The organism is Carboxylicivirga linearis (assembly GCF_018271995.1).
In the GTDB taxonomy this organism is placed as follows: Bacteria; Bacteroidota; Bacteroidia; order Bacteroidales; family Marinilabiliaceae; genus Carboxylicivirga; species Carboxylicivirga linearis.
Genome location: NZ_JAGUCO010000005.1, coordinates 185,313 through 209,536 on the forward strand (window position 1 = coordinate 185,313; position 24,224 = coordinate 209,536).

General features: G+C 35.2%; 23 protein-coding genes. 5 read left to right on the forward strand and 18 right to left on the reverse strand.

The window, feature by feature from the left end; translation table 11 throughout:
• Position 1 precedes the first annotated feature (1 nt).
• The 14 genes from KEM10_RS09680 to KEM10_RS09745 form a co-directional block, all read right to left on the reverse strand.
• The gene (locus KEM10_RS09680; protein ID WP_212215788.1) at positions 2-961 is read right to left on the reverse strand and encodes a class I SAM-dependent methyltransferase; all 960 of its coding nucleotides are present in this window, start codon (positions 959-961) and stop codon (positions 2-4) included.
• Between the two features lie 2 nt (positions 962-963).
• Positions 964-2,160, reverse strand: a complete 1,197-nt coding sequence (locus tag KEM10_RS09685) for an ABC transporter ATP-binding protein (RefSeq protein WP_244825714.1) — start codon at positions 2,158-2,160, stop codon at positions 964-966.
• 197 nt (positions 2,161-2,357) lie between these two features.
• Positions 2,358-2,486, reverse strand: coding sequence for a GxxExxY protein (locus KEM10_RS24975; protein WP_212215790.1), 129 nt, complete (start codon positions 2,484-2,486; stop codon positions 2,358-2,360).
• 35 nt (positions 2,487-2,521) lie between these two features.
• Positions 2,522-2,740: a GIY-YIG nuclease family protein gene (locus KEM10_RS09695; protein WP_212215791.1), complete on the reverse strand. Its 219-nt coding sequence runs from the start codon at positions 2,738-2,740 to the stop codon at positions 2,522-2,524.
• A gap of 13 nt (positions 2,741-2,753) precedes the next feature.
• On the reverse strand, positions 2,754-3,065 hold the full coding sequence (locus tag KEM10_RS09700; RefSeq protein WP_212215792.1) for a GxxExxY protein: 312 nt from the start codon (positions 3,063-3,065) through the stop codon (positions 2,754-2,756).
• 44 nt (positions 3,066-3,109) lie between these two features.
• Positions 3,110-3,955, reverse strand: coding sequence for an ABC transporter permease (locus KEM10_RS09705; protein ID WP_244825716.1), 846 nt, complete (start codon positions 3,953-3,955; stop codon positions 3,110-3,112).
• 450 nt (positions 3,956-4,405) lie between these two features.
• On the reverse strand, positions 4,406-5,206 hold the full coding sequence (locus tag KEM10_RS09710; protein ID WP_212215793.1) for a hypothetical protein: 801 nt from the start codon (positions 5,204-5,206) through the stop codon (positions 4,406-4,408).
• A 96-nt stretch (positions 5,207-5,302) separates the two neighbouring features.
• The gene (locus KEM10_RS09715; RefSeq protein WP_212215794.1) at positions 5,303-5,650 is read right to left on the reverse strand and encodes a four helix bundle protein; all 348 of its coding nucleotides are present in this window, start codon (positions 5,648-5,650) and stop codon (positions 5,303-5,305) included.
• A 130-nt stretch (positions 5,651-5,780) separates the two neighbouring features.
• Positions 5,781-6,371: an adenylyl-sulfate kinase gene (gene cysC, locus KEM10_RS09720; RefSeq protein WP_244825718.1), complete on the reverse strand. Its 591-nt coding sequence runs from the start codon at positions 6,369-6,371 to the stop codon at positions 5,781-5,783.
• A 41-nt stretch (positions 6,372-6,412) separates the two neighbouring features.
• Complete coding sequence (locus KEM10_RS09725) at positions 6,413-6,772, reverse strand: four helix bundle protein (RefSeq protein ID WP_212215795.1); 360 nt, start codon at positions 6,770-6,772, stop codon at positions 6,413-6,415.
• A gap of 100 nt (positions 6,773-6,872) precedes the next feature.
• Positions 6,873-7,853: an NAD-dependent epimerase/dehydratase family protein gene (locus tag KEM10_RS09730; RefSeq protein WP_212215796.1), complete on the reverse strand. Its 981-nt coding sequence runs from the start codon at positions 7,851-7,853 to the stop codon at positions 6,873-6,875.
• A gap of 34 nt (positions 7,854-7,887) precedes the next feature.
• On the reverse strand, positions 7,888-8,247 hold the full coding sequence (locus tag KEM10_RS09735) for a four helix bundle protein (protein WP_244825720.1): 360 nt from the start codon (positions 8,245-8,247) through the stop codon (positions 7,888-7,890).
• A gap of 402 nt (positions 8,248-8,649) precedes the next feature.
• Complete coding sequence (locus KEM10_RS09740; RefSeq protein WP_212215797.1) at positions 8,650-10,620, reverse strand: DUF3857 domain-containing protein; 1,971 nt, start codon at positions 10,618-10,620, stop codon at positions 8,650-8,652.
• 23 nt (positions 10,621-10,643) lie between these two features.
• On the reverse strand, positions 10,644-12,434 hold the full coding sequence (locus tag KEM10_RS09745) for a transglutaminase-like domain-containing protein (protein ID WP_212215798.1): 1,791 nt from the start codon (positions 12,432-12,434) through the stop codon (positions 10,644-10,646).
• A 235-nt stretch (positions 12,435-12,669) separates the two neighbouring features.
• Between KEM10_RS09745 and KEM10_RS09750 the strand changes: the two genes are divergently transcribed.
• The gene (locus KEM10_RS09750; protein WP_212215799.1) at positions 12,670-13,437 is read left to right on the forward strand and encodes a DUF4382 domain-containing protein; all 768 of its coding nucleotides are present in this window, start codon (positions 12,670-12,672) and stop codon (positions 13,435-13,437) included.
• A 224-nt stretch (positions 13,438-13,661) separates the two neighbouring features.
• Here the strand turns inward: KEM10_RS09750 and KEM10_RS09755 are convergent, their stop codons facing one another.
• Positions 13,662-14,354 carry a head GIN domain-containing protein gene (locus tag KEM10_RS09755; protein ID WP_212215800.1) on the reverse strand — a complete coding sequence of 231 codons (693 nt, stop codon included), beginning with the start codon at positions 14,352-14,354 and terminating at the stop codon, positions 13,662-13,664.
• Positions 14,355-14,451: 97 nt separating this feature from the next.
• On the reverse strand, positions 14,452-15,813 hold the full coding sequence (locus KEM10_RS09760; protein ID WP_212215801.1) for an alanine/glycine:cation symporter family protein: 1,362 nt from the start codon (positions 15,811-15,813) through the stop codon (positions 14,452-14,454).
• 119 nt (positions 15,814-15,932) lie between these two features.
• Here KEM10_RS09760 and KEM10_RS09765 point away from each other — a divergent pair, with 119 nt between their 5' ends.
• Positions 15,933-17,537: a fumarate hydratase gene (locus KEM10_RS09765; protein WP_212215802.1), complete on the forward strand. Its 1,605-nt coding sequence runs from the start codon at positions 15,933-15,935 to the stop codon at positions 17,535-17,537.
• A 111-nt stretch (positions 17,538-17,648) separates the two neighbouring features.
• Here KEM10_RS09765 and KEM10_RS09770 read toward each other — a convergent pair whose 3' ends face one another.
• Positions 17,649-18,170: an outer membrane beta-barrel protein gene (locus KEM10_RS09770; RefSeq protein ID WP_212215803.1), complete on the reverse strand. Its 522-nt coding sequence runs from the start codon at positions 18,168-18,170 to the stop codon at positions 17,649-17,651.
• Between the two features lie 335 nt (positions 18,171-18,505).
• On the opposite strand from KEM10_RS09770, the gene KEM10_RS09775 reads away from it, so the two are divergent.
• Positions 18,506-20,041: a family 20 glycosylhydrolase gene (locus tag KEM10_RS09775; protein WP_212215804.1), complete on the forward strand. Its 1,536-nt coding sequence runs from the start codon at positions 18,506-18,508 to the stop codon at positions 20,039-20,041.
• Positions 20,042-20,075: 34 nt separating this feature from the next.
• Here KEM10_RS09775 and KEM10_RS09780 read toward each other — a convergent pair whose 3' ends face one another.
• A complete protein-coding gene (locus KEM10_RS09780; RefSeq protein ID WP_212215805.1) occupies positions 20,076-20,552 on the reverse strand; it encodes a YhcH/YjgK/YiaL family protein in 477 nt (158 codons plus the stop codon).
• Positions 20,553-20,913: 361 nt separating this feature from the next.
• Between KEM10_RS09780 and KEM10_RS09785 the strand changes: the two genes are divergently transcribed.
• Entirely contained in the window at positions 20,914-23,049 is a 2,136-nt protein-coding gene (locus KEM10_RS09785; RefSeq protein WP_212215806.1) for a 2-hydroxyacyl-CoA dehydratase, read from the forward strand.
• Positions 23,050-23,054: 5 nt separating this feature from the next.
• Positions 23,055-24,182, forward strand: a complete 1,128-nt coding sequence (locus tag KEM10_RS09790; RefSeq protein WP_212215807.1) for a methyl-accepting chemotaxis protein — start codon at positions 23,055-23,057, stop codon at positions 24,180-24,182.
• The last annotated feature ends 42 nt before the right edge of the window (positions 24,183-24,224 follow it).

Genomic DNA, 24,224 nt, shown 5'->3' on the forward strand with positions numbered 1-24,224 from the left:
TTCAAGCTTCTTTTCTAATAATGTAGGTTACAGCGTCGCCAATTTCTTTTTTATTCCATTGCTCGGCAGTTCTTTTGAAACCATCAAGATCGTTCTTACTAAAATAGTTATGAATCGATTCCTTATTATTTTCAAATTGATGAAGGGATATGTCCCATTTGTATAATTCACTGCCCCATAACTGAAAGTCGCTTGATTCAAACCTGTAATCAAGTACTTTTAAATTACATTCCTTTTCAATGAAGAGTAAAAACGATTGATGGGTATACAGATACAAATGCCTTGGAACATCCAGCTGAACCCAATATTTTCCATATATCTCATAGGCTTTCTCACGTATAGGAATTGATATAGCAAGTAAACCGTTATCGTTTAAAAGATCAGCCAGTTTCTTTATATTTTCAGATTGGTTGGGCAAGTGTTCTAAAACATGTCTTAGAATGATGAAATCATATTTGTCATTTAGATTCTGAAAATCTCCATTTAGTATTCTGAAATTTCTATTATAATTTACTTCTTTCTCATTGTATTTATCAATACCCAATAAATTATTATATCCTAATCTGTAGAGGTTATAAAGCTTAAGTCCTGAACCACATCCAACATCCAAAACTTTGCTTGTAGCCTTTATTTTATCAAAGTAGAAAGGTATGTTACTCTTTAGATAGTTGATTCTCGATGAAAAAAGCTTTTTAGTGATTTTCCTTTCTTTATTATTAATGATAATTGCTTTTACCCATCGTAGCAGAAAGTTTTCCTTTTTAAAATAGGGTTTTTTAAAGCTATAATAGTCTTTTGGGTAATAGCTCGCTAAATTAGATGGAGTATCCTGTATTCTCAAAGTTTTACAATGTTCACATTCTAAATAAAGAAATTCATCTTTCGTACCGTACATCATTTCCTCATAAATATGGGAACTGAATTTCTCATTTTTGCAGACATGGCAAATTATTTTATCCATATTTAGCTATTTACATTCCATTTAAGCTTGGGGCGAAATTTTCCTGGGAATGGGCCGCCATAGCCACATCTTATATCATTTAGTGTAATGTTTAAATCTTCTTCGATTTGAAATCCCAAAACCTCTTTATGGCTAAAGTCAACATTAAAAGGATTTAGATAAGTTAGTGCAATGCCAATAGTGTAAAATCCTTCATTTAGTAAATTCCCAGGTATAATGCACTCTACTTGGTATTTTTCTTCACCTCTTTTATAATCTAAATCACTAAAATTTGAAATGAATAATAACTCATCATTGGAATCCTTCAAATGCAAATTCAGATAAGGCTTTGTTTTTTCATTAAAATCAGTTGTAAACGTAACTAGCACTTTAAAATCTTCATGACTTTTAAAAACTGTATCAATTTCATTATCGCTATGACATGTTTTAATTTCAATCAGATTTGATCTTACTTCTTGTATTGTATTTGAATTATACCATACACCTGTCTTTTTGTTTTTAACAAAATTAGTCAAGTAATTTTCAACTGTTTTATCTGTTTTACCAATTTGATTTATAGCACCGTTCTCTAAAATAAGGGCAGTATCACATATTGATTTCACGGAGTTCATATTATGACTCACAAACAGCACTGTCCGACCCTGGTTTTGACTTACATCCTGCATTTTGCCAATGGCTTTTTTTTGGAATTCGGCATCGCCCACGGCCAGTACTTCGTCTACCACTAAAATTTCGGGCTCTAAATGCGCGGCAATGGCAAAACCCAGGCGTACGGTCATACCGCTACTGTAGCGTTTGGTGGGGGTGTCGAGGTATTTGGCCACGCCGGCAAACTCCACTATCTCATCGAGCTTGCGGTCGATCTCCCACTTGCGCATGCCCATAATGGTGCCGTTCATATAGATATTTTCACGGCCCGTCATCTCAGGGTGAAAGCCTGTACCTACCTCCAATAAGGAAGCCAGTCGGCCTTTAACCTTTATGCTGCCGGTGGTGGGGGAGGTCACGCGGGAGAGGAGCTTTAGCAGGGTGCTCTTTCCGGCGCCGTTTTTGCCGATGATACCCAGCACTTCGCCTTCCTTAACTTCGAGGTTGATATCGCGTAGGGCGGCCACCAGTTCGCCTTTCTCGGCTTTGGCGGTGCGGTCGTTCACGTGGCCCACCTTGGCGTAGGGGTCATCTTGCCCCAATATATTCATTCTGACAAACCTGTTTAAATCGTGCGATAAGGTGCCAGTACCTACTTCGCCTAACCTATAGATCTTTGAGAGATTTTCTATTTTAATTACTGTCTTCGACATACGATTCTGTCAACTAATTTTTTAATATTAGGTTACTACTTCGTAGTTATTTTGTCCACAGATTAAGCCGATTAAACGGATTTAAATTAGCTTAACTAATGGTCTATATTCACAAAAGGAGAAATAAGCCGTTTGTATTTGAGACTTTTTTCGCCAAAATTAATTAATAATCCTACTTTGAGATTTGTCGCTTTTAAATAATTCACCCTGTGTAATAGGTTCACTTTTTATCTAGATATTCTTTCAATCTATTTTTAATTTACCTTTTCCCATAGGTTGTTTTCAAATACTTCTCTCTATGAGTGGCGTCTTGTTGATTAAGACAGGCTCCATAATATACTAGTTTTAATGGCCGTCTGTTCTTTGTTGAATCTACTTCGCCATTGTTATGGGCATTCACTCTTTGTTTTATATCAGCTGTGTATCCTGTATAAAACATTTCATCTTTCAGGCTAATTAATACATACGTATAATACATTTTCAATTTATTATTACACAGGGTAAACTTGAGATTCATGCTCACCTGTTAATTCAGATAGTGCTTTAAGTTCAATAATTACACTATCAAAGCATATAAAGTCTGCATAATAATGTTTTGTATGTGTCAAGTCTTTATATTGAATTTCTAATTTCTCTTCTCTATGATAAGTGATGCCCTTAATTTTTAATTCATGTTCAAAAGCTTCCTGGTATACATTCTCCAAGAAGCCACAGCCAAGTTCTTTGTGAACTTCCATTGCAGCACCTATAATTGCATAAGTTTCTTGTTTTAGAGGAAAGTCATTATTTAATAGGTTTGGCATTTGTAATTATGTTAATCTGATAAATCTGCTTAATCTGTGGATTATCACACCGTGTCAATAAAGTTACGCTCTGTTTTGTGGAAGATGATAATTCCTAAGAATAAGATAACAGTAGCAACAGCTGCACTATATCCCAAACTTATCCAACTGAAATGTCCGGCTCCTAAAAAGGCATATTTAAAACCTTCGAGGATAGGAGTGAAAGGATTTAGTAATATTAAGTCTTTCATTAGGCCTGGTTCAATGGTGCTTACCGGATAAATAACCGGAGAGGCATACATTAAAAGTTGTACTCCAAAGGTTAACAAAAAGGTTAAGTCACGATACTTGGTAGTCCAGCTAGTGAAAATTATACCTGCACCTAAGCCAAACATAGCCATTAAAAGCAAGTATACTGGCAGCAGTGCTATAGTCCAGTTGGGCTGTACTGCGCCTTCTTGTGTGAAAAGGAAGTACGAATACACTACCATAAAGAAAGTAAATTGTATTGCGAACTTAATTAGTCCACTGGTAACTTTGGCAAAAGGCATAATTAATCTTGGGAAATATACTTTGCCAAATATATTGGCGTTTTCGGTAAATGTTTTGGCGGTAGTGTTAAAACTTTCCGAGAAATAGTTCCAGATGGTTATACCAGCCAGGTAGAATAAAGCCTGAGGTGTGCCGTCCGTACTGATTTGTGCAATGTTACCAAAAACAACCATGTATATTAAAGTAGTCATAATGGGTTGCACCACAAACCAGATTGGACCAAGTATTGTTTGTTTATATACGGTTATGATGTCGCGCTTTACAAACATTTTTAGTAAGTCGCGATAGGCCCATATTTCTTTAAAGTTAATGTCGAACGCGTGGCGTTTGGGGCGTATTATTAAATCGTAATCTTTCAATGTTGAAATGTTTATTTGTTGAGTCGTTGAATTGTAATTAACAGTTTAGTGTTTTTTTATCCACGAATTACGCGAATGATCGCGAATTTTAATTTAACTGTTTAATAGTCTAACTGTTTAAATATTGATTTGTTAAACTGTTTAATTGTTATTTGAGTGCATAGTAATAAGTGCGTAGTGCTTTGCCTATCTTCTTTCACTCTCTACTAAAATAAGCTGACAGCTATTAGCTTTTTAAAACCACAGATTATTGGGATTAAAGGGATTAAGATAGTTGTATTTGCTTTTTTGTTTAATTGTCAAATTGTTCACTTCCTTCTACTTCCCTTTTGGGGTACCTTTAAGGCGGGGTAGGGGGGTAATGTTAAGATGTGATATTTATGATGTTAAGATGTCGAATTGTTTAATGGTTGAATTGCTAATTGTATTTCGATCTTTAACCTTTCTACTTTAACCTTCTTCATTCAACTCTGGTGCATATTTTTCAATACAGTAATCCAGTATATGCAAGTCAAAAAGTATGGTTTTCTGATTGATTACCTCTTCGGCTTCGGGATATACCTGCATAGAGGTAAACAAAAAAGAATCCGTCATTAAAAGGTGATCTTTTTGTGCGACGAATTCAAATAGGGCTGCATGAGCAATGTATAGTTCCAGCGGATGAATGCTCTGTCGTCCTTTCATCAGTTGACTTAAGGTTGAATGTCCAAAGGTGGAATCATTAAGCAACATAGGTTTCTTATCCTGTATGATCAGGTATTGATCCTGCATCAGTTCCAACAACCTGTTCTCAGGGTATACTGAACAAGCCTCTTTTATTTTACGCAATATCTTCGCCGGTTCTTTTCCCTGAAGTTCCATGTCGATTATACTCATTAATGTATAGAAAGGTATTTCAGGATGCTGATCTGCCAGTTTGTTTAACTTAAACGGTTTTAGATCGTCTCCAAATTCCAGGGAGTTTATGATTTCGTCTATACGATCCAAATGTTCCTGGTCTGCTGTTCCACTTAATTCAACAGGAATCTCTGCATCATTGGTTTCAATATCCCAGAAATCAAAAAAACGATTACGCGTATCGATAATTTCTTGCTCTGCAAAATCATTCAGAAATAAACGATTGCTGACATCCAATAAAGATAAATCTTCATCCTCAGAGCGATTTTCTATTAAAGCTAATCGTTTTAATTCTTCAATGTCAGCGTGGCGTTGTTTTAAAGGTTCAGTATATAGAATTTGATTTTGGATCATGTTTAGATGTTGGGATGTATGATTTTTAGATGAATGATGTAAGGAGGTTTGATATATGATATACGATGTTTGATGTATAAGATTATTAGATGTATTTTACTTTTTTAGCATTAATGATTTGCGGGTGACAATAAATATTGATGCTAGTTCGTGTGCTTCCTGTTTTATAGATTTTATATCTGGTAATAGATTGTTTTCTTCTATTAGCTCAAGCCAGAACTCTGTTTCGTCCGCTTCTTCAATAACAATACTTAATTTTGCAATGTACGATGCTCTTGATTGTGCCAGACATGCAGCTCTATAATTTGCTGCTACAGATGTAGCAGAACGGATGATTTGCTTTTTGATATGTTGGGCTAGATAAGAATCAGGCAATTTAGATGCGAGTTTTATAATACTAACTGCAAATTGCTTAGTTCTTTTCTTTAGCTCTTCTTTGTTCATATTCTGATGTTTGATGTACGATTTTTAGATTTATGATGTTAGGATATATGATATAGTTTATTCTTTATATTTCTGCCCGTCTTCACATCTAACATCTCTACGTCTTCACATCCCAACATCTAACATCGTGTCACCATCTCACAGCTGCTCTTACATATTCATAGGCTAATTCAACGCCTTCTTCAATACTTAGTTTATTGGTGTCGACCACTAATTCCGGATTATCAGGACGATCAAAAGGTGCATCTAAACCGGTGAAGTTTTTGATTTCTCCCGCCAAGGCTTTTTTGTATAAGCCTTTAGGATCACGCTCTGTACATGTCTCAAAGCTGGCATCCACAAAAATCTCAATAAAATCATCTGTGCCAATAATCTCACGAGCCATGGCGCGTACGTCATTGGTAGGAGAGATAAAGGCATTGATAGTGATGACTCCGCAGTTTAAAAAGAGCTTATTTATTTCTGCAATACGCCTGATATTTTCATTTCGGTCTTCTTCTGTAAAACCCAGGTTATTATTAATGCCCGTACGAATATTATCACCATCCAACACTTGTGTCAGATAGCCTCTTTGTGCCAGTTTGCGCTCCAACCCATGAGCCAAAGTACTTTTACCAGATCCACTTAATCCGGTTATCCAGATAACTTTTCCGTTTTGTTTCAGATACTGTTCTTTATCTTCTCTGTTGAGATAGATGTTCGTGGGGTGTATGTTGTTCATATGAATGTTTAATTGTCGAGTTGCTTATTTGTTTAATTGAATTACCCAATTAAGTTTTTGTGGAATGAGTTAAGCTTATTTGATAATTCATTTATCTGAATTCGAAATTTAGAAAGAACATTCTCTGTTATAAAATCCAAATCATTAGACAGAATCAATTGGTTTAAAACTTCTAAGAGACTTGAATATGCTATTTCAATAAACCGAGCTTTATCTTTTTTACTATTCCTTCCATTACCTTCAGCGATGTTAGATGAGATTGATACAGCTGCTCTTCTTAACTGATTTGTTAATCCAAATTTTTCAGACTCAGGAAATTTAGAAGTAACGGAATATATTTCTTTTACTAATTTTCTGGATAACTGCCAGATTTCCAATTTTTCAAAACTGTAGGTATACATAGTTTACTGATTATTTGAGTTAAAATTTGAAAGATATAAGAACTAATTTAGACTTAAATCCTCAACAAATCAACGACTCAACAAATCAACAGTTAAACTATCAAACCTTATAATACCCTTTATACCACTCCACAAACTTACCTAAGCCCTCATCAATAGAAGTCTGTGGTTTGAAGTTGATTCTGGTTTCCAGATCAGTAATGTCAGCATAGGTGCGGTAAACATCCCCTTTTTGCATTGGAAGGAATTCTTTAGGAGCTTCTTTTCCAATATGCTTTTCGAGAGTTGATACAAAATCCATCAGTCTTACCGGTTTGTTATTACCAATGTTAAAGAGTCGATAGGGTTTGTCTTTTTCTTCAGCTGTGTCAAAAGGAAGATCGACTAATTTCTCAATAGCGTTGGTGATATCATCCACATAGGTGAAGTCGCGTTCCATATCACCATGATTATAAATTTGAATGCTATCTCCTTTTACAATTTTATTGGAGAATGAGAAATAGGCCATATCAGGTCGTCCCCATGGACCATAAACCGTAAAGAAGCGTAAACCTGTCATGGGTATTTTATATAAAGACGCATAACTATGCGCCATCATCTCGTTTGCTTTTTTAGTAGCTGCATATAATGATACCGGTTCATCCGTTCGATTCTCTACACTAAAGGGAACTTCTTTAGTATTGCCATATACCGAGCTGGAAGAAGCGTAAATTAAATGCTTCACCGGGTTATTACGACAAGCTTCCAGAATATTGATAAAACCAATCAAGTTACTATCGATATATTTATAGGGTTTGTCAATACTATAACGAACACCAGCTTGTGCTGCCAAATTGATGACTATATCAAATTTTTGTTCTTGAAACAGTTCATCCAAAGCATCTTTATCGCAAATGTTAACACTTCGAAATGTGAAGTTAGGGGTGTCTTTAAGAATTTTAAGGCGATCGAATTTTAACTGAACATCGTAATACTCATTTAAAGAATCTATTCCAATTACTGTGGTGCCATTCTTAGCTAATAATTGAGATAAATGAAACCCGATAAATCCGGCTGCACCGGTGATTAGTATTTTATGCATAGTTTTTTTAGGATAAAGGAGTATTGATTAATGATTATGGATTGTTTCGTTGATACTTATATAATCCGCTTAGTTTTTTGGAAATCAATTCTATTAGTTTCTTTTTTTTTGATAAAGTATCTTCGTTTATGTAGTTGAGATCTGTTGCAATAATTAATTGATTCGCAACTTCCATTAGACTGGTATATGCAATTTCTGTAAAATGACTCTTGTCCTTATGAGAAAACCTGGAATTACCTTCTGCAATGTTTGAACTTATTGAAACAGCTGCTCTTCTTAATTGGCTTGTCAAGCCAAATTTTTCTTCATCAGGAAATGAGGATGTAATAAGATAAATTTCTTTGACAAGTTTTCTGGAATCTTGCCATACTTCTAATTTTTCAAAATTGAACATGATTATATGATTGGTTTATTGAATTTTTAGCTTATTAATCTATAATCATTAATCCTTCCTCTATTAATCTGTTTATACAGCTTCGCCTCCTCAGTCACAAAAGTGTGAGTATCGTAGGTTGGTACGATGATAGAGATGAATGGTTGCAGCTTTGGAAGGAATAATTATATCACTCTTGAAAATTCATAATTTACCCATTAAACCGATATGATATCCGGTTTTTAGATGGTTTTTCTTATAACATGTTGCAATATAATAGATACCGTCCTTTTATGCACTTCTTAAAAAATCATACTCTGATTCAAAAATTGAAACAAAAGTATTAAAAAAATATAAATTCCTATGTTTTAAAAGTCACATTTGGTGTACTATTAAAGCCGATTCTGACTGTTGTCGTGTAAACTAATTCATTGTCAATTGTTCATCTTTAATCAACACTATTTTTGAATTTAGAATCTGTGTTACTTTCGTCATAAATTGTTTTAATTCGTCATAGCTTTTAGCAGGGTAAGTCGACTTGTTAAAGTTATAAGACGCATAGATTCTGATTTTATTGTTATCCATTTTCTGTGATAAAAAAGTCAACATTAAATCTTCTTTCTGAATGGTTTGTTTTTCTGGCAGAACATCAATAGTATAACCCAATGGTATATCAATTAAGGCTGAGTATCTATATGCCTTTTTATTGACCATGTCAACCGGCAACATTCTTTTTTCCTGCTTAAATGGATTTTCTTTAATCGGGAAGTGGGCAAAAGGATGGAGAATGATTTGGTCATCTATTACATCTATGTTCTGATTAAATGTAAAACTAAATTCAAAAGGTTTTTCTTCATCCATCAGATTGTCTACTGTAATGTCGTCATCTTCACTTAGGCCTAAAGATTCATATTTCTTTTTAAATTTATCCTGGTTGGAATAATAGCTTCTTCGTTGATCGATAGCGATATAGCCGGTTGATGTTTTGTTGCATTGTCCTTCTATGGTAAAATTATCGAGGTTGATACTATATTGCAGGTTGGTTTTCTCCAAGGATGGAGCATTGTTATCGATGGTTATCCAGTTTTCACTATCCTCAGATACAACAAAGCCTTGTCCATTAATGCATTCCTCAGGAATTAATTGATTAGGACAGAAGCCTTGTGTAGCGTCTAAAAGTTGATACGAATTATCAACCTTTGCCAGTATCAAAACATAATTAAAAAAGTCGGAATAGGGGAAATCTGTGTTAACCTTACCATGATCGCGGGTGCTAATAATTACCGGTTCAGCCTCAATGTTATTGGCTCTTAAAATGCCTATGGTAAGTAAATTAATGTTGGCGATATTGCCACTTAATTCATTTTGAAAATCCTTAAAACTTTTTTGGGCAAACTTACCTTCGTATCGATTCCATTTGTAATTACTTTTTACCATGTTAAGAATGGCATTTGATCTTTCGGATTCGGGCAAAGAAGAGAATTGACTAGCATTTTTGGCTGCCCACTTGGTTGATTTTTTTATGTATCTGCCAAAGTCATCCATGTCCAGTAAATCATTAGCCAATTTAGGCCACGTATCCATAAATTTTTGTTTATAACCGCCAGGGTGATTGATCTCGACAAGCTGAAAATCCAATTTTTTGATATAATCAGTTCTGGATGATATAAAGCTCTCATCCTGAAATGAAGGGATGTTTTTTAGTCCAAATTCATATACATAATCACGAAAAATAATTCCACCAAAATGTCTGTCAATTCCTTTCTGCTCAAACTGATTGAAGTGATCTAAATTGCCTACTCCTTGTATGCGATAACGATAGGAGTAAAAAGGAATCATAGCAGCAGAATATTGACTATACATGGTAGGTATGTCATTCTGAAACTCCCAATCGCGAAAGTGCACATGGTAAGGCGAGTCGATGGTGTAAGTAAATTCGATAATAGAGCCATCAGTCACTTTGGGCATGGCGAACTTCTTTAAATAAACATATTGGCTAATTTTTTCTTCATAAACCTGTTCAATATTCAAAGGAGTTTTTTCCATTTTAGCATCTTTGAAGTTATAAGTGAAGCCCTTAATATCGCGAACTTTTTCCCTATTGTGTTCAGAAATGTACAAGGGTATAACTATTTCTCCTTCGTCATATCCTCCTTCATTAAATATTTTAATGCGGGTATGTCTTTTAAAATTAACAATAAAACCAGATCCTTCTTCTTGAATAAATTGTGATACACCATAATCGAAAAGAATAACTGCAGGTGCCTCTTTTTCAAAAGGACATTCTTTTAATCTTAAATCATCGGGATTTAATACGCCAAATTTCTCCGATCTGTTTTGGGCATTGCTAAAAAAGTAAATAATAATAAATAGGGAAGTTGCGAATATTTTCATGATTCTTTTAAATAGGTATTTAGCTAATAAGTTATTAGTATCTTTTGGTTTTCAAATTGATTAATTTTCTTAATGAAAGAATAAAACTCGTTATAGTTTTCATTCGGGTATGTACCGGCATATATGACGATATCTCTTATCACAGCAATTGTTTTGTCATATGTTTGTACTTTTTTTCGATAGCCTCCAAAAGGCGTAGTCAGGTCGGAATCGTTTAAACCTTTTAACGATTTTATTGGTTGGTCGCATTGATACAAAATAGTGTCGGATCGCACTATGGGCATATTAATTACGACCGGTTGAGTTCTTTTCTCCGGTTTCTCCATTTTAAAAGAATACGAATTGATGGGTCGGATCAGTATTTTATTACCCATTTCCTCAGCCAGGTTCGGAATTTGTGCTGTAAAACTTAGTTTGGCAATACTCATATCTCTGTTAGGGATAGAATGGTGGATTTCAGTAAAATCAACTCCTTTTATCAGGTTTATTCTGTCCAGTAAATCGGGTTGTTGACTTTTAGGGATATTGTTGCCCATTTGTTTAAAGAATTCGTAGTTTCTGCCTTTTAATACTGCGTTCGAATTAATTATGGATGCTTTCTTTGTGTTAACGATTACCGTAGTTGAGAAATTGTTTCTGCATTGTTCAGTTGTCATAATGGGGGTATGCACCAGTTTGCTATTGTTATTATCAATCACTAGTGCTTTTCTGTTTTGCGTAAAACTACCCAGATAATTAAAAGGAGCGGTGGAGTCGGTGCATTCCAGCCAAACCGTATCGTTGGGTTGAGGAACGCAAAGTATTACATGGTTGAATTGGTTAGATGGAAATTCCTCCTTTATTCTCACCGGATTGGTATCGGCATACACTATGGTGTAATTCGATTTTATGCCGGCTTCTTTCAACAATGCTTTCATATAATTCGTAAGGGCTTTACAATCGCCATATTTATTGTTACAAACATATTCTGCCGGATAAGTTTGCAGTCCGCCAAGTTCAAGAGATACATTAATATACCTGGTGTTATCTTGCATGTAATGGTAAAGTACTTTTATTTTATCTCTCGTATTGCTTATGGTATCAGTAAGTTGGTGGACTCGAATCTGTTCTTCAACTGTTAACCGGTCTAGTTTATAATTTAACTGATATAACCAATTGCCGAATGATTGCCAGCTTTCTGTGCTGCCATCCAATCCATAATGAAACTTCTCGGGGATTATTTCAACTCTTGGAGCTAAGGAATATTGAGATGGAGAAAATCTTTCTTTTGTGGGATGTTGTGGATTAAATACTTTCCAGTAGTATGTTATTTCTGTGTTTGCTTCGTTGAGAGTTGTATAAGTTGTGTCTATTTTGTTTTCAATGGTTTTAAATGAGTAGTCGATAGGTAGAGTTGCAATTAATGTTGCCTCTTCTATGTTATCATCAAATTTATAAGTAGGAAGCCAGTTGTAAAGATGTATATAATTCTTAATTTCAAAGGAGTACGTGTATTTTAATACATAAGGATATTGATTATATAGTAATGAGAAAGATGTGTATATACCATCATTGTGGAAGGTGGAATTGGAATATGCATTTGAGTATTTAAGATCTTTCTTCTTCAGTTTTCTAATTTCGTAACCAAATAAATCTACTAAACTGGCTTGAATATCTTTTAACTTATCTTCAGAATAGATGTCAACTTCAGCATAATTAGTGCCTTTGGGTGAGTTGATTAATATTTCAACTTCGGTGCTGACAATTACCTTGTTGTTATTGAAGTTTATATGAGTGTCGTATTTTTTTACTAAAGCATGTTGACTTTGTGCCAAACAATAAATATTAAAAAAGAAGGTTATAAAAAAAAGAAAGAGGTGCTTAGGCATATTTTTTGATTTTGAATATATTATTTTTTAAAATATTAACAGAATATTTTCCACTATTTCATATATGATCTTTAGGAATGACACCTTATTAAGAATGGGTGTAAATTATGATGGGAAATATTTTGGTTAAAAAAATATGACAGTAAATTTGTCATGGGAAAACACACAAACAAAATAAAGTATGAAAAAATTATTGATTTTAATGATGGCAGTGGCACTTTTCGCTTGTGAAGAGTCAAGGAAAGATGCCAAATTACAATTATTTCTAACCGATGCGCCTTCGCCTTACGAAGAAGTGCTGATCGACATTCAGGATGTTAAAATTAATGTTTCATCAGAAGATGATGAAGGTGGGTGGCGTTCTTTGGATGATATCAATACAGGTGTTTATAACCTGCTTGATTTCACCAATGGGTTAGACACTTTACTGGGTGAATATATTATGCCTGCGGGACGAATTTCACAGATCAGACTGGTTTTAGGTGAGGATAATCAGGTTAAGATTGATGGTGACTACTACGATTTAGATACCCCATCGGCACAGCAGTCAGGTTTAAAACTGAATGTACAAGTTGTATTGAATGAAGGTATAACTTACAAAATGTGGTTAGATTTTGATGCGGGGCGTTCCATTGTAGAAAAAGGAAATGGTGGATATGCTCTAAAACCAGTTATCAGAACTTTTACAGAAGCTACTAGTGGAGCCATAAAAGGCGTTGTAAAACCTGTAGAAGCAAAACCTTATATAATGGCTATATCTGCTGTTGAAGATACATTTGGAACATATGCCGATACTATTACTGGTAATTTCCTGGTAAGAGGTTTGGAAGCAGGAAGCTATAAGGTCGTTATTAATCCGGCTAATGAAGATTACGAAAAAATAACTGTTGAAGATATAGCAGTTGAACTAGGTTTAGTTACCGAGTTGGATACCGTTAAATTTGAATAGAGTATTGTTCTAATAATAAAAAAAAAGAGAGGATATCTAAAAACTAAACATCAAAACAACGTTTGTTTTAATTTGTAATAATATCACTCTATGTTACCCCTAAATCCCCTGAAGGGGACTTAAGCCTCCCTTTTAGGGGAGGTTTGGTGGGGTATAATGTAAGTAAAGTTACAAATTGAAAGATTCCGTGTTTGCAAAATTACTTTTTGGACACCCTGTCTTTTTTATCGTTGAGTAATATCTCCTCCTCCTGATTCACTTATGTTTTTTACCACCGGGTTGCCAAAATAATCTATATCACTTCCTCCTGAAGCCTTAGCTGTTAATTCTTTCTCGGCCCAAACCTTGGCATCAGCACCGCCGGAAGTACTTACTTTAACTTTTTGAGCTTTTAATTCTCCGGCATCTATATCAGAACCTCCACTTGCGGAAGCAGAAAGTATTTCTGTACTACCTTTAATTTTAATATCGGAACCACCAGATGTGGTTAAGATAATTTCATCAGCAATAACTTCAAGGTAAGCATCAGCACCACCAGAGGTTGAAACTTTTATTTTAGTAGAATTGAATGTATTCTGACCGTAAACATCGGCACCACCACCGGCAATTATTTCGTTTATTTGTTTGATAGTCAAATACACTTTTGGAGCCTGTCTGACGCCCCACATGTAATTGCGCTTGTTGTATATTTTAAGAGTGTTGTTGCTGACTTCAGTAATGATCTTATGCATTTCACTTTTGTCGGCTTCAACACTTAATTCTATTTCATCACCTTGTGTTAGGTAAAGGTTGATACCGGAAGAAACTTCAATTTTTGTAAAATAAGAAACTTTACGTTGCTCTTTTTCCTGGGCATTAGAAATTAATGTCGCTAGCAGAAATAGAGCAGAGGCTAAAAATGCAGATTTATATTTCATATTTATGATGTGTTATTTTTTATACGACGCCTTCAGTGGTATAAAAGTTACAAACTCATGATAATTAGATCAATTAATACAAGTTATGAAATTCTATTTAATCGAGAGATTTAATTTTAGAAAAGTATTTAACTGTTGCTTTCTTAACATGAGGGGCTAAAATAATGGCTGCAATCATGTTTGGAAAAGCCATTAAAGCATATGCAGAATCAATAAAGGCAACCACTACGTTAATTGAAACAATAGCTGCTATTACAGCACTTACAACACTAAAACCGTTGTAAATATTTTTAGATTTTGAGCCAAAAAGATAGACAGAACATTTATTGCCATAATAAGGAAAAGTAAATAGAGTAGATAAGGCAAAAAAGATAACGCATAGAATTAATAAATATGGACCGTAGGTAGGAATGGCCTTATTAAAAGCCATGGCTGTAAGGGTTATTCCGTTGGCTTCGGTTGTATGCCATACATCAGTCACTAATATGGCCAGAGCAGTCATAGTACAAACAATTAAAGTATCAACAATGGGGCCAAGCATTGCAACTAATCCTTCACGAACAGGCTCATTGGTTTTAGCTGCTCCATGAGCCAAGGGTGCTGTTCCTATACCAGCTTCATTTGAAAAGGCAGCTCTTTTAACTCCGGTTATAATTATGGTACCCAGTGCTCCACCTAAAACAGCATCGGCTGTAAATGCATCTGTAAATATTAACGCAATCGCATGCCAAAGCCTGTCGGGATGAGAAAAAATGATGAATAGTACGATGGCTATATAAATGACTACCATTAATGGAACCATTCGTGAAGTAACACGCCCAATTCGTTTGATTCCTCCGAAAATTACTATCGACATAAAAAGAGCAATGATCAGACCTGTAATCAAATCGGATAAAAAACCTACTTTAATGCCATTAGGTTGTAATACCACATCGCGAAATACCTGAGTTAACTGGTTACTCTGAAAAACCGGAAATACAGCAAACATAGCTGTAACAGCAAAGAAAACAGCCAGTGGCTTCCATTTCCTACCTAATCCTTCAATGATTATATACATAGGACCACCTTGTATTTCACCTTTGTCGTCTTTACCACGAAACATTACAGCAAGTGTATTAGTGAAATATTTAGTTGATATTCCAAAGATGGCGCTAATCCACATCCAGAAAATAGCACCGGGACCGCCTTGAGAGATGGCAACTGCCACACCACTAATATTTCCCATTCCAACGGTAGCAGCCAGAGCTGTTGATAATGCCTGAAAATGGTTGATTTGGCCAGCCTCGTTTGGATCATCGTATTTACCTCGTAAAATATCTATTGCATGACCGATATGACGAAAAGGAATTAATTTACTGTACAGGGTGAAGAAAAATCCGCCTCCAATTAGAAGAATTAATAAAGGAGTTCCCCAAATGAAATCACTGAATTGGATAATGGTTTGTTCAAAAGCTTTCATTTTTGCAAGGTAATTATTCCTATTTGTTCTGCAAATATTTCAATTAAGAAGGCAATTATCTTAGTTTTGCATGTAAGTTAATGAACAAACAACTTTTGCTTTAAAAATACATTTAAATTATGGGTGATTTTAAATATCAAAAACCATTTCCTATTCAAAAGGATACTACGCCCTATAAATTGTTGACAAAAGATTACGTGTCAACAATTGAAGTCGATGGACGTAAAATATTGAAAGTTGATCCGAAAGGATTGGAACTACTTTCAAAAGAAGCATTCTCAGATGTATCATTCTATCTTCGTCCAACACACCTTCAAAAATTAGCAGATATCTTGCAAGATGAAGAATCTTCAGATAACGATCGTTTTGTGGCGCATACTATGTTGATGAACCAGGTGGTTACTTCAGAAGGAGAATTACCAACCTGTCAGGATACAGGTACTGCTATTGTAGTTGCAAAAAAAGGTGAGGATGTATACACCGGTGCCAATGATGCTGAGCATCTGTCAAGAGGAGTTTACGAAACGTATCGCGATCGTAATCTGCGCTTTTCACAAGTGGTGCCTTACTCAATGTTCGAAGAAAAGAATACAGGAACCAATTTGCCTGCTCAAATAGATATTTATGCTGAGCAAGGAAATAAATATGAATTTCTGTTCCTGACAAAAGGTGGTGGTTCAGGTAATAAAACCTTTTTATATCAACAGACTAAAGCTTTGTTGACTGAAGAAAATCTTACTGCTTTTGTAAAAGAAAAGATTAAGGATTTGGGTACTTCAGCTTGTCCTCCCTATCACTTAGCTATTGTTATTGGAGGTACTTCAGCTGAAGCAACTTTAGCGGCTGTTAAAAAAGCATCAACCGGATATTTCGATCATCTTCCAACAGAAGGAAATGATGGTGGTCAGGCTTTCCGCGATTTAGAATGGGAAGCTAAGGTGCAAAAGATTTGTCAGGAGAGTACTATTGGTGCTCAGTTTGGCGGAAAGTATTTTGTACATGATGTAAAGGTTATTCGTATGCCACGTCATGCAGCTTCTTGTCCTGTGGGAATGGGAGTAAGTTGTAGTGCAGACCGTAACATCAAAGCAAAAATTACAGAAGAAGGAATTTTCTTAGAAGAATTAGAGAAAAATCCATCACGCTTTGTACCTAAAGAAGCTCCACATATGGCTCCTGCTGTAGACATTGATTTGGATCAGCCAATGGAAGATGTATTGAAGGAGTTAACTAAATATCCAATCAAAACTCGTTTAAACTTGTCAGGAACTTTAATTGTGGCTCGCGATATTGCACATGCCCGCATCAAACAAATGTTGGATGAAGGTAAGCCAATGCCTGAGTACATGAAAAAGCATCCTGTATACTATGCAGGTCCTGCTAAAACACCAAAAGGAATGGCTTCAGGTAGTTTTGGTCCAACAACGGCTGGCCGTATGGATCCTTATGTCGATTTATTCCAAAAGCATGGTGGTTCAATGATAATGGTGGCTAAAGGAAACCGTTATAAGTCGGTAACCGATGCATGTAAAGAAAATGGTGGCTTCTACCTTGGTTCTATAGGTGGACCAGCAGCTATTTTGGCTAAGAATTCAATCAAGTCGGTTGAAGTGGTTGATTTCGAAGAATTGGGAATGGAGGCTGTTCGTAAAATACGTGTGGAAAACTTCCCCGCATTTATTATTGTAGATGATAAGGGTAACGATTTCTTTGAGAAAATGTAGAAATACAATTCTATAAATTATAAACCCGTTTGCATTGGTGAACGGGTTTTTTATGCTACAAAAAAGGGCTGACTCATAAGCCAACCCCCGTAACTATTTGTATTTGATTATTTAGAATCGTAATCCTAAACCAACCTGAAAACTATTGTTGTGAATTCCTTGATTAACATCAGTTAATCCCCACATGTATCTTGTGTCTATTGTCATAAATAACAATTTAAATCCTGCTCCAACAAAAGCATTGGTATCATACCATGATGATGAACTTTCGAAAGGGTTATTCTTCTCATTTAGTTTTACATTAAATGAAGCACCACCTAATGCATAAATTGGGCCCACTTTAACTTTCATAGCTAAAGGTGCACCTAAATAATTTATTTTGTAATCGTGCGACTCAATTGTTGACTCAGATTGTGAATACTGAAGTCCTGAATGAAAGAATAAGAAGGGTAAAAGCTTGTTATCTCTATAAGCATTTACATAGAAAGAGTTACCTGAGCTACCAACTTTGCTGTTGTCAACCATCATGTATGAGCTTTGGTAGCCAATTCGCAATCCCATGCTTTTGTCTTGTGCTTGAGTACTAATAAATAAAGTTAAAACTACGGCTAATGTTAGAATTCTTTTGATCATGTGTAATAAGTTAAAATTTACAATCAGCCATAATCAACAATAGTGCCACGTGTGAAAGGTTATCACTTGTACTGCCTTATATAATGGGGGATTGGGTTAAAGGTATTTGAATAGTAGTTGGTTAAAACAGTAGTTAAGAATTCTTAAATGAAAAAATCAATATTACTGGTTAATTGAATGCAAGAATTGAAATGAATCAGCATTTACAATATTTTTGATGATATTACTATTAATTGCAAAACCATTCAAAACTTTCTATGTAAGGTTTCGTTATGCTTCGAAAATAATTATATTTGAAAGGTTATATAATGATTTTCAAGAAATATATTTTTAATATGAAGAACCTTTTGTTACTAATCGCAGTTGCAGGATTTAGTTTGTTTATGACTTCCTGCAATAAAACTATACCTGCCGATCTATCATCTGTTGCTTTTATTCCTCACCCGGTAAAAGTACAGGCTAGTGGAGTATCATTTCAATTGGAAAGAAATAATGTAATAGAGATTTCTGATGCAGACAAACTTAAACCGTTAGCCGAATTTCTAAAATCTAAGCTGAATTCATTCACCGGGCTTGAATATGAAATTAAAGTTGTGACCATGGCAAGCGGAAAGAATATTTATTTAGGTCTGGATTCGAATACTTTAAATAATGATGGATACCAGCTTGAGATTACAAAAGTGGGTGTTACAATGATTGCCAAAGAAGAACAAGGGATTTTTTATGGCATTCAGACTTTATTGCAGAGCATAACCTTTAACGATGAATATTTAGAATGGATTATTCCGGGAGGTACCATTTTAGATTATTCAAAATATGCATACCGAGGAGTGATGTTAGATGTAGCTCGTCATTTTTTTAGTGTTGATGATGTTAAACAGCTGATTGATCTGATGGCAGCATACAAGTTAAATAACTTACATTTACATTTGAGTGATGATCAGGGATGGAGAATCGAAATTAAGTCGTGGCCTAAATTAACCGAGATTGGTTCTACAACGGCAGTTAATGGTGATAAAGGAGGTTATTATACCCAAGAGCAATACAAAGAAATTGTTCGGTATGCCAAAGAGCATTTTATTACTATCATTCCTGAAATAGATATGCCTGGTCATACCAATGCAGCTTTGGCTTCGTATGCTGAATTAAATTGTGATAATAAAGCCCGCGATTTATATACTGGCATTGAAGTAGGTTTTAGTACTCTTTGTACCAATAAAGAAGTAACCTATCAGTTTGTGGAAGATGTTATACGTGAGTTAGCAGAAATAACCGAAGGTCCTTATATTCATATTGGTGGTGATGAGTCGCTGGTGACAGAGAAGGATGATTATATATATTTTATGAATAGGGTTAGGGAAATAACCAAGAAGTACGATAAAAAGGTAATGGGATGGGACGAGATAGCCCACGCCGACATTGATAAAAATGATGTGGTTCAATATTGGTCAGTTGATGAAAATGCAACATTGGCTGTTTCAAAAGGAGCAAAAGTTTTGATGTCACCTTCTAAAAAAGCATATCTTGATATGCAATACGATTCAACTACTCATTTAGGATTACACTGGGCTGCGTATATTGAGCTGGACAGTGCGTATATGTGGAAACCAGAGGAAATGATAGAAGGAGTAGGTAAAGATCAGATTTTGGGAGTGGAGTCACCATTGTGGACCGAGACTATTACTAACTTATCTGAAATGCAATATATGATGTTTCCGCGATTAGTTGGTCATGCTGAAATAGGTTGGTCACCAAATGAACATCTAAATTGGGAGGAATATAAAATGCGTTTGGCTAAACATTCGGCCTATCTTGAAAAGTTAAATATTAACTATTATAAGTCGCCACAAATAGATTGGCCAATAGAATAATAACTAAAAGCAGCTGAAAACTCAGCTGCTTTTTTTATTTTACTGCAACTTTAAATACTATTTTCTCAACTTTTGCCGGAGCGTCAATGCGAATACCGGGAGCGTGCAAATCTTCCGGATACAAAATACATCCGTTTCCGGCGTTCATTCTAAAGGTTGAATAGTCAGCTACCATAGGAAAATAAACATCTCTGGTTTCATCATAGGTATCGTCTTTGATCATCCTTTCTTTGGGAGTCACCAATATTTGCTCTGATCCATTGTGCAAGTATTGAATATCAATGTACTTTTTATGACCTTCCATTTTTGCATCTTCAAAGGGTTTAGTCTCGTAAGTTTGAAAAATGGCAAATACATCTTTTCCATCAATCTCTATTTCAATAGGGTTTCCAATAGTTACATCTTTAAAGACCTTATCTATATCAGTTTTTTGCAGGAAGTTCAATGCCTTTTCAAATAAAGATTGATCGGCCTGTTTTAAAAGTGTCTCAAGTGTGCCAATAATAGCCATAATTTATTTCTCTAATATTAAAACATAAAGATACTAAAAATACTGCCATACCTTTCATTCATGTTTATGTTGGAAATAATTAATGGGATCATAAAAGATATTTAATACAGCCGTTAGGTAATTATTAATTACTATGAGATGATAACCGTTAGTTTTAAAAGTTTGCGGGGTCTTAAGTTGCATAATTACAATTGTATAGCAAGTTTTAAGAAAAAAACTTTCAAAAAAGGTGTTACGATTTATCTTGTTTGGGTATTAACTAGTGTCTTAAGCTGGATATCTTTTCAATTTTGAGGAGTGAAAGGGATCATGGATGGCATTCGGCTAGCAATCAATTATATAATTGTTAAACTAGCTTTTGATGAAGAAAAAAATGAATGAAGAAAAGTCTTACTTGAGAAGTAAGTCTTTTGAAGCGTTTCGTAGTTTCTATAAAGATTCTGCCCAAAGTGGAGAAACTTTAAGTTCGGCGTCGCCCATTAAATTACGATCAACCCGTAGTTTAATCACGCGACGTACCACACTTTTACGCGAATCTTTTAAGCCGGAAGTAAATGTGATGGCTACCTCTTTATTGGTGCCATCCGAACTGTCGTGGGCATTAAATTGTGTGCCTTTAAATCTTGAAATGTTTAGTAGTTTATTGGCTTCTCATTCAAAAATTATTGATCTGTCGAATAAAGGTAGCTTAACGGCACCTCGATGTAGTTTTATTAATTCGGTGAAAGGTGCGTTGGTAGAAAACCTGATTCCAAAACCAGATATCTTGGTGAGTTCTTCTGCTTATTGCGAAGGTGTTAGCTATGTGTTTGAAGATTTTCGTCAGGAGTTTGGTAGTGAACATTTTCATATCGATCTGCCTGTTTATGCTGATAAAGAATCAGTTCCGGAATTAGCTTCTCAATTAAAGGTTTTATTTCTGAAAATGGCCGATTCTTTAGGATTGACTCATGCCGAAGCGTTAAGTAATTTCAGAAATGTGATGTATAATAGCACAGTGGCTCGAAAGGAGTTTCTGGACCTTTGGCAATTTAGGCATGAAAACGGACCTATTGATATTGGTTTAGAGCCGTTGCACTGGCATATGCAATTTCTGCCTATGTGGGGCGATGAAAAAGCAGCTGGAATATGTAAGCGTTTAAAAGAAGAGTTTATTGAGTATGCTGGTCATTATGTGCCGGATGAGGAAGCTGTGCCTATTGGATTTTTTGGGTTGATACCTTATGGCCGAACAGAAATGTGGAGCATATTGAAAGAGAATAAGGCTTATATGGCTTTTGAAGGAGTTAATTTTCTTGGGGATTATGTATTGCCGGATATTGAGCAATTTGATAAGCTGACAATAGATGACTTATTTCAAAATCTTGCTCAGAATCTTATCAATGTACCAATGAGAGGAGGAAATATCATTGAGAAATCTAATTTCTTCATGAAAGAAGCTCATCAGATGGGTGCTAAAGGAATGATGATTATATCACATGAACATTGTCAGCTATTAGCTCCACGTTTACATGAACTGGAAAATGAGGCCACAAAGAATAATCTTAAAGTTGTTTCTCTAGGAGGAGACTGTATATTGGGAATGCCTAAGGGGCCAACTAATTTTAGGTTACGTACTTTCTTATCATCTATTACCAATGTTAAAATAAAAGAACCTGATTTTGCAGGTTTAAAACCAGTTAATCAGGATCAAATTGCTGGATATAGATTAGGTGTTGATTTTGGTAGTGGGTTTAGTAAGTATATGTTACTGGATGAAAAGCTGGATGTTAAGTCAAGCGGTGTCATTTCTTCCGGTATTGATTACCCTGGTTTGTTACACGATATTACTCGAAAACTGGCTATTGATGGTCCGGTTCGGCTGGGTGTTGCCGGTATTGGTAGTGATAATCCAATATTTAAAGATTTAGTCCATAGTCAAACAACAGAGATCAATGCACTCATTGGATCATGTCGTCAGTTATTTAAGCAACGAGATAATCTATTAGTGATTGATATAGGTACTCAGGATGTTAAGATATTAAATTTTAATAATATGGATGAGGCACCATGGATTAATACCAATAAAAGTTGTGGCGCGGGAACAGGTATGGTATTAGTTCAAATATTAGAACGGTGGCGTCAGACCATGCCAGATGTAACATTTGATACTTTGGATAAGTGGGCTATGGAAGCGACGGAAAGTGAAGTTATCAATACAACTTGTGGAATTTTTGCTGTTACCAATGTAGTTTCTGCCTTGGTTCAGGCTTCAGAAGAAAGAAGAAAATCAATATTACGAGGTTTATATGATTATGTAGCAACTCAGGCAATTAAATTATTGCCATCTCATTTACAGAGAGGGTACGAGGTTTATTTGACGGGAGGAGTTGCTAGTCATGAGACACTTAAAGAAGTGTTTCGACAACGAGGTTTTACATTAATTAACCCCGAAATGGACATTCATCCACAATTTTTAGTGGCTTTTGGAACGGCCCTTTCGGTTCCTAATTATTAAATATTATGAGCATTTTCACTCTTGGTGTAGTATTAATTGTTTTAGCTGGGGTACTTTGTTGGTTTATTGTCTATTGGGCATTTCGTAAATCTTTTGTACTTCTCATCGGGTCATTGTTTCTTGCAGTAATTGATGCAGTGGCTTGTTTTGCTTTTGTTGTGGGAAATCAAGGATTAGTTCATTTGGCATGGGCAGTTCCTGTATCAATTGTTCTCATTGTTTCATCCTATTTTGTTTTATCTAAAAAGGTGAAGGATCCAATTCAACACCTGACGATCATTCTTCAAAAAATGAGCGAGAAAAACTTAAAAGATGATGTAAATGAAAAATTTCTGCATGAGCGATATGAAATAGGAGAGGTTACTGCTGCTGTAATTAAGTTGATGGATTCGAACAGACAAATGGTGAAATTAATGGATGATAGTTCTTCTGTTTTAGTTGGCTCCAGTTCTAATATTACTTCCAGTTCTTCAAGTATTAGTTCCGGAGCATCGGAACAAGCTAGTGGTATAGAAGAAATATCAACATCAATAGAGCAAATGACAGCTAATATTGCTACCAATGCTGATAATGCTAAAAAATCACAGAACTTATCTGCAGAGGCACAGAGTCAACTTGAGTTATCATTTAAAAAAGTAAAGGATAATGTTGAGTTGATGAAACTGATTGATGAACAAACCGCTTTTGTGAGACAAATAGCTGAGCAAACCAATATTTTGGCTTTAAATGCATCTATTGAAGCTGTGAAAGCAGGAGAAGCTGGTAAAGGTTTTTCAGTTGTGGCGAAAGAGGTAAGAACTCTCGCAGAGCAGGCTAACATCGCTTCCAACAAAATTGTTGCAATGGTAAAAGATGGAGTAAATCAGGTAAATGAAGTAATGGATGAAATAACTTTGCTTGTAACTCAAACCGGTGAATCGCTACGTTTGGTTCAGGAGGTAGCTGCAGCCAGTGAAGAGATGAACATCGGTGCTAACCAGATTAACTCTGCAATTCAGGAATTAAATAGTGTAGTTCAGGAGAATGCAGCTTCTGCAGAGGAATTAAGCGCATCATCAACACAATTGTTAGATGAAGCAAAAGGAATGAAAGGTATTGTTAATACCTATCAGTATAAAGTGATGGCAAATTAAAGTTCACATTTATAAAATTCATTAAAATCTAATTCAACTTCG

Coding starts and splice junctions, on each gene's coding strand:
- KEM10_RS09680 (WP_212215788.1), bottom strand. CDS start 961: ATGGATAAAATAATTTGCCATGTCTGCAAAAATGAGAAATTCAGTTCC.
- KEM10_RS09685 (WP_244825714.1), bottom strand. CDS start 2,160: ATGAATATATTGGGGCAAGATGACCCCTACGCCAAGGTGGGCCACGTG.
- KEM10_RS09695 (WP_212215791.1), bottom strand. CDS start 2,740: ATGTATTATACGTATGTATTAATTAGCCTGAAAGATGAAATGTTTTAT.
- KEM10_RS09700 (WP_212215792.1), bottom strand. CDS start 3,065: ATGCCAAACCTATTAAATAATGACTTTCCTCTAAAACAAGAAACTTAT.
- KEM10_RS09710 (WP_212215793.1), bottom strand. CDS start 5,206: ATGATCCAAAATCAAATTCTATATACTGAACCTTTAAAACAACGCCAC.
- KEM10_RS09715 (WP_212215794.1), bottom strand. CDS start 5,650: ATGAACAAAGAAGAGCTAAAGAAAAGAACTAAGCAATTTGCAGTTAGT.
- cysC (WP_244825718.1), bottom strand. CDS start 6,371: ATGAACAACATACACCCCACGAACATCTATCTCAACAGAGAAGATAAA.
- KEM10_RS09725 (WP_212215795.1), bottom strand. CDS start 6,772: ATGTATACCTACAGTTTTGAAAAATTGGAAATCTGGCAGTTATCCAGA.
- KEM10_RS09730 (WP_212215796.1), bottom strand. CDS start 7,853: ATGCATAAAATACTAATCACCGGTGCAGCCGGATTTATCGGGTTTCAT.
- KEM10_RS09735 (WP_244825720.1), bottom strand. CDS start 8,247: ATGTTCAATTTTGAAAAATTAGAAGTATGGCAAGATTCCAGAAAACTT.
- KEM10_RS09740 (WP_212215797.1), bottom strand. CDS start 10,620: ATGAAAATATTCGCAACTTCCCTATTTATTATTATTTACTTTTTTAGC.
- KEM10_RS09750 (WP_212215799.1), top strand. CDS start 12,670: ATGAAAAAATTATTGATTTTAATGATGGCAGTGGCACTTTTCGCTTGT.
- KEM10_RS09755 (WP_212215800.1), bottom strand. CDS start 14,354: ATGAAATATAAATCTGCATTTTTAGCCTCTGCTCTATTTCTGCTAGCG.
- KEM10_RS09760 (WP_212215801.1), bottom strand. CDS start 15,813: ATGAAAGCTTTTGAACAAACCATTATCCAATTCAGTGATTTCATTTGG.
- KEM10_RS09765 (WP_212215802.1), top strand. CDS start 15,933: ATGGGTGATTTTAAATATCAAAAACCATTTCCTATTCAAAAGGATACT.
- KEM10_RS09770 (WP_212215803.1), bottom strand. CDS start 18,170: ATGATCAAAAGAATTCTAACATTAGCCGTAGTTTTAACTTTATTTATT.
- KEM10_RS09775 (WP_212215804.1), top strand. CDS start 18,506: ATGAAGAACCTTTTGTTACTAATCGCAGTTGCAGGATTTAGTTTGTTT.
- KEM10_RS09780 (WP_212215805.1), bottom strand. CDS start 20,552: ATGGCTATTATTGGCACACTTGAGACACTTTTAAAACAGGCCGATCAA.
- KEM10_RS09785 (WP_212215806.1), top strand. CDS start 20,914: ATGAAGAAAAAAATGAATGAAGAAAAGTCTTACTTGAGAAGTAAGTCT.
- KEM10_RS09790 (WP_212215807.1), top strand. CDS start 23,055: ATGAGCATTTTCACTCTTGGTGTAGTATTAATTGTTTTAGCTGGGGTA.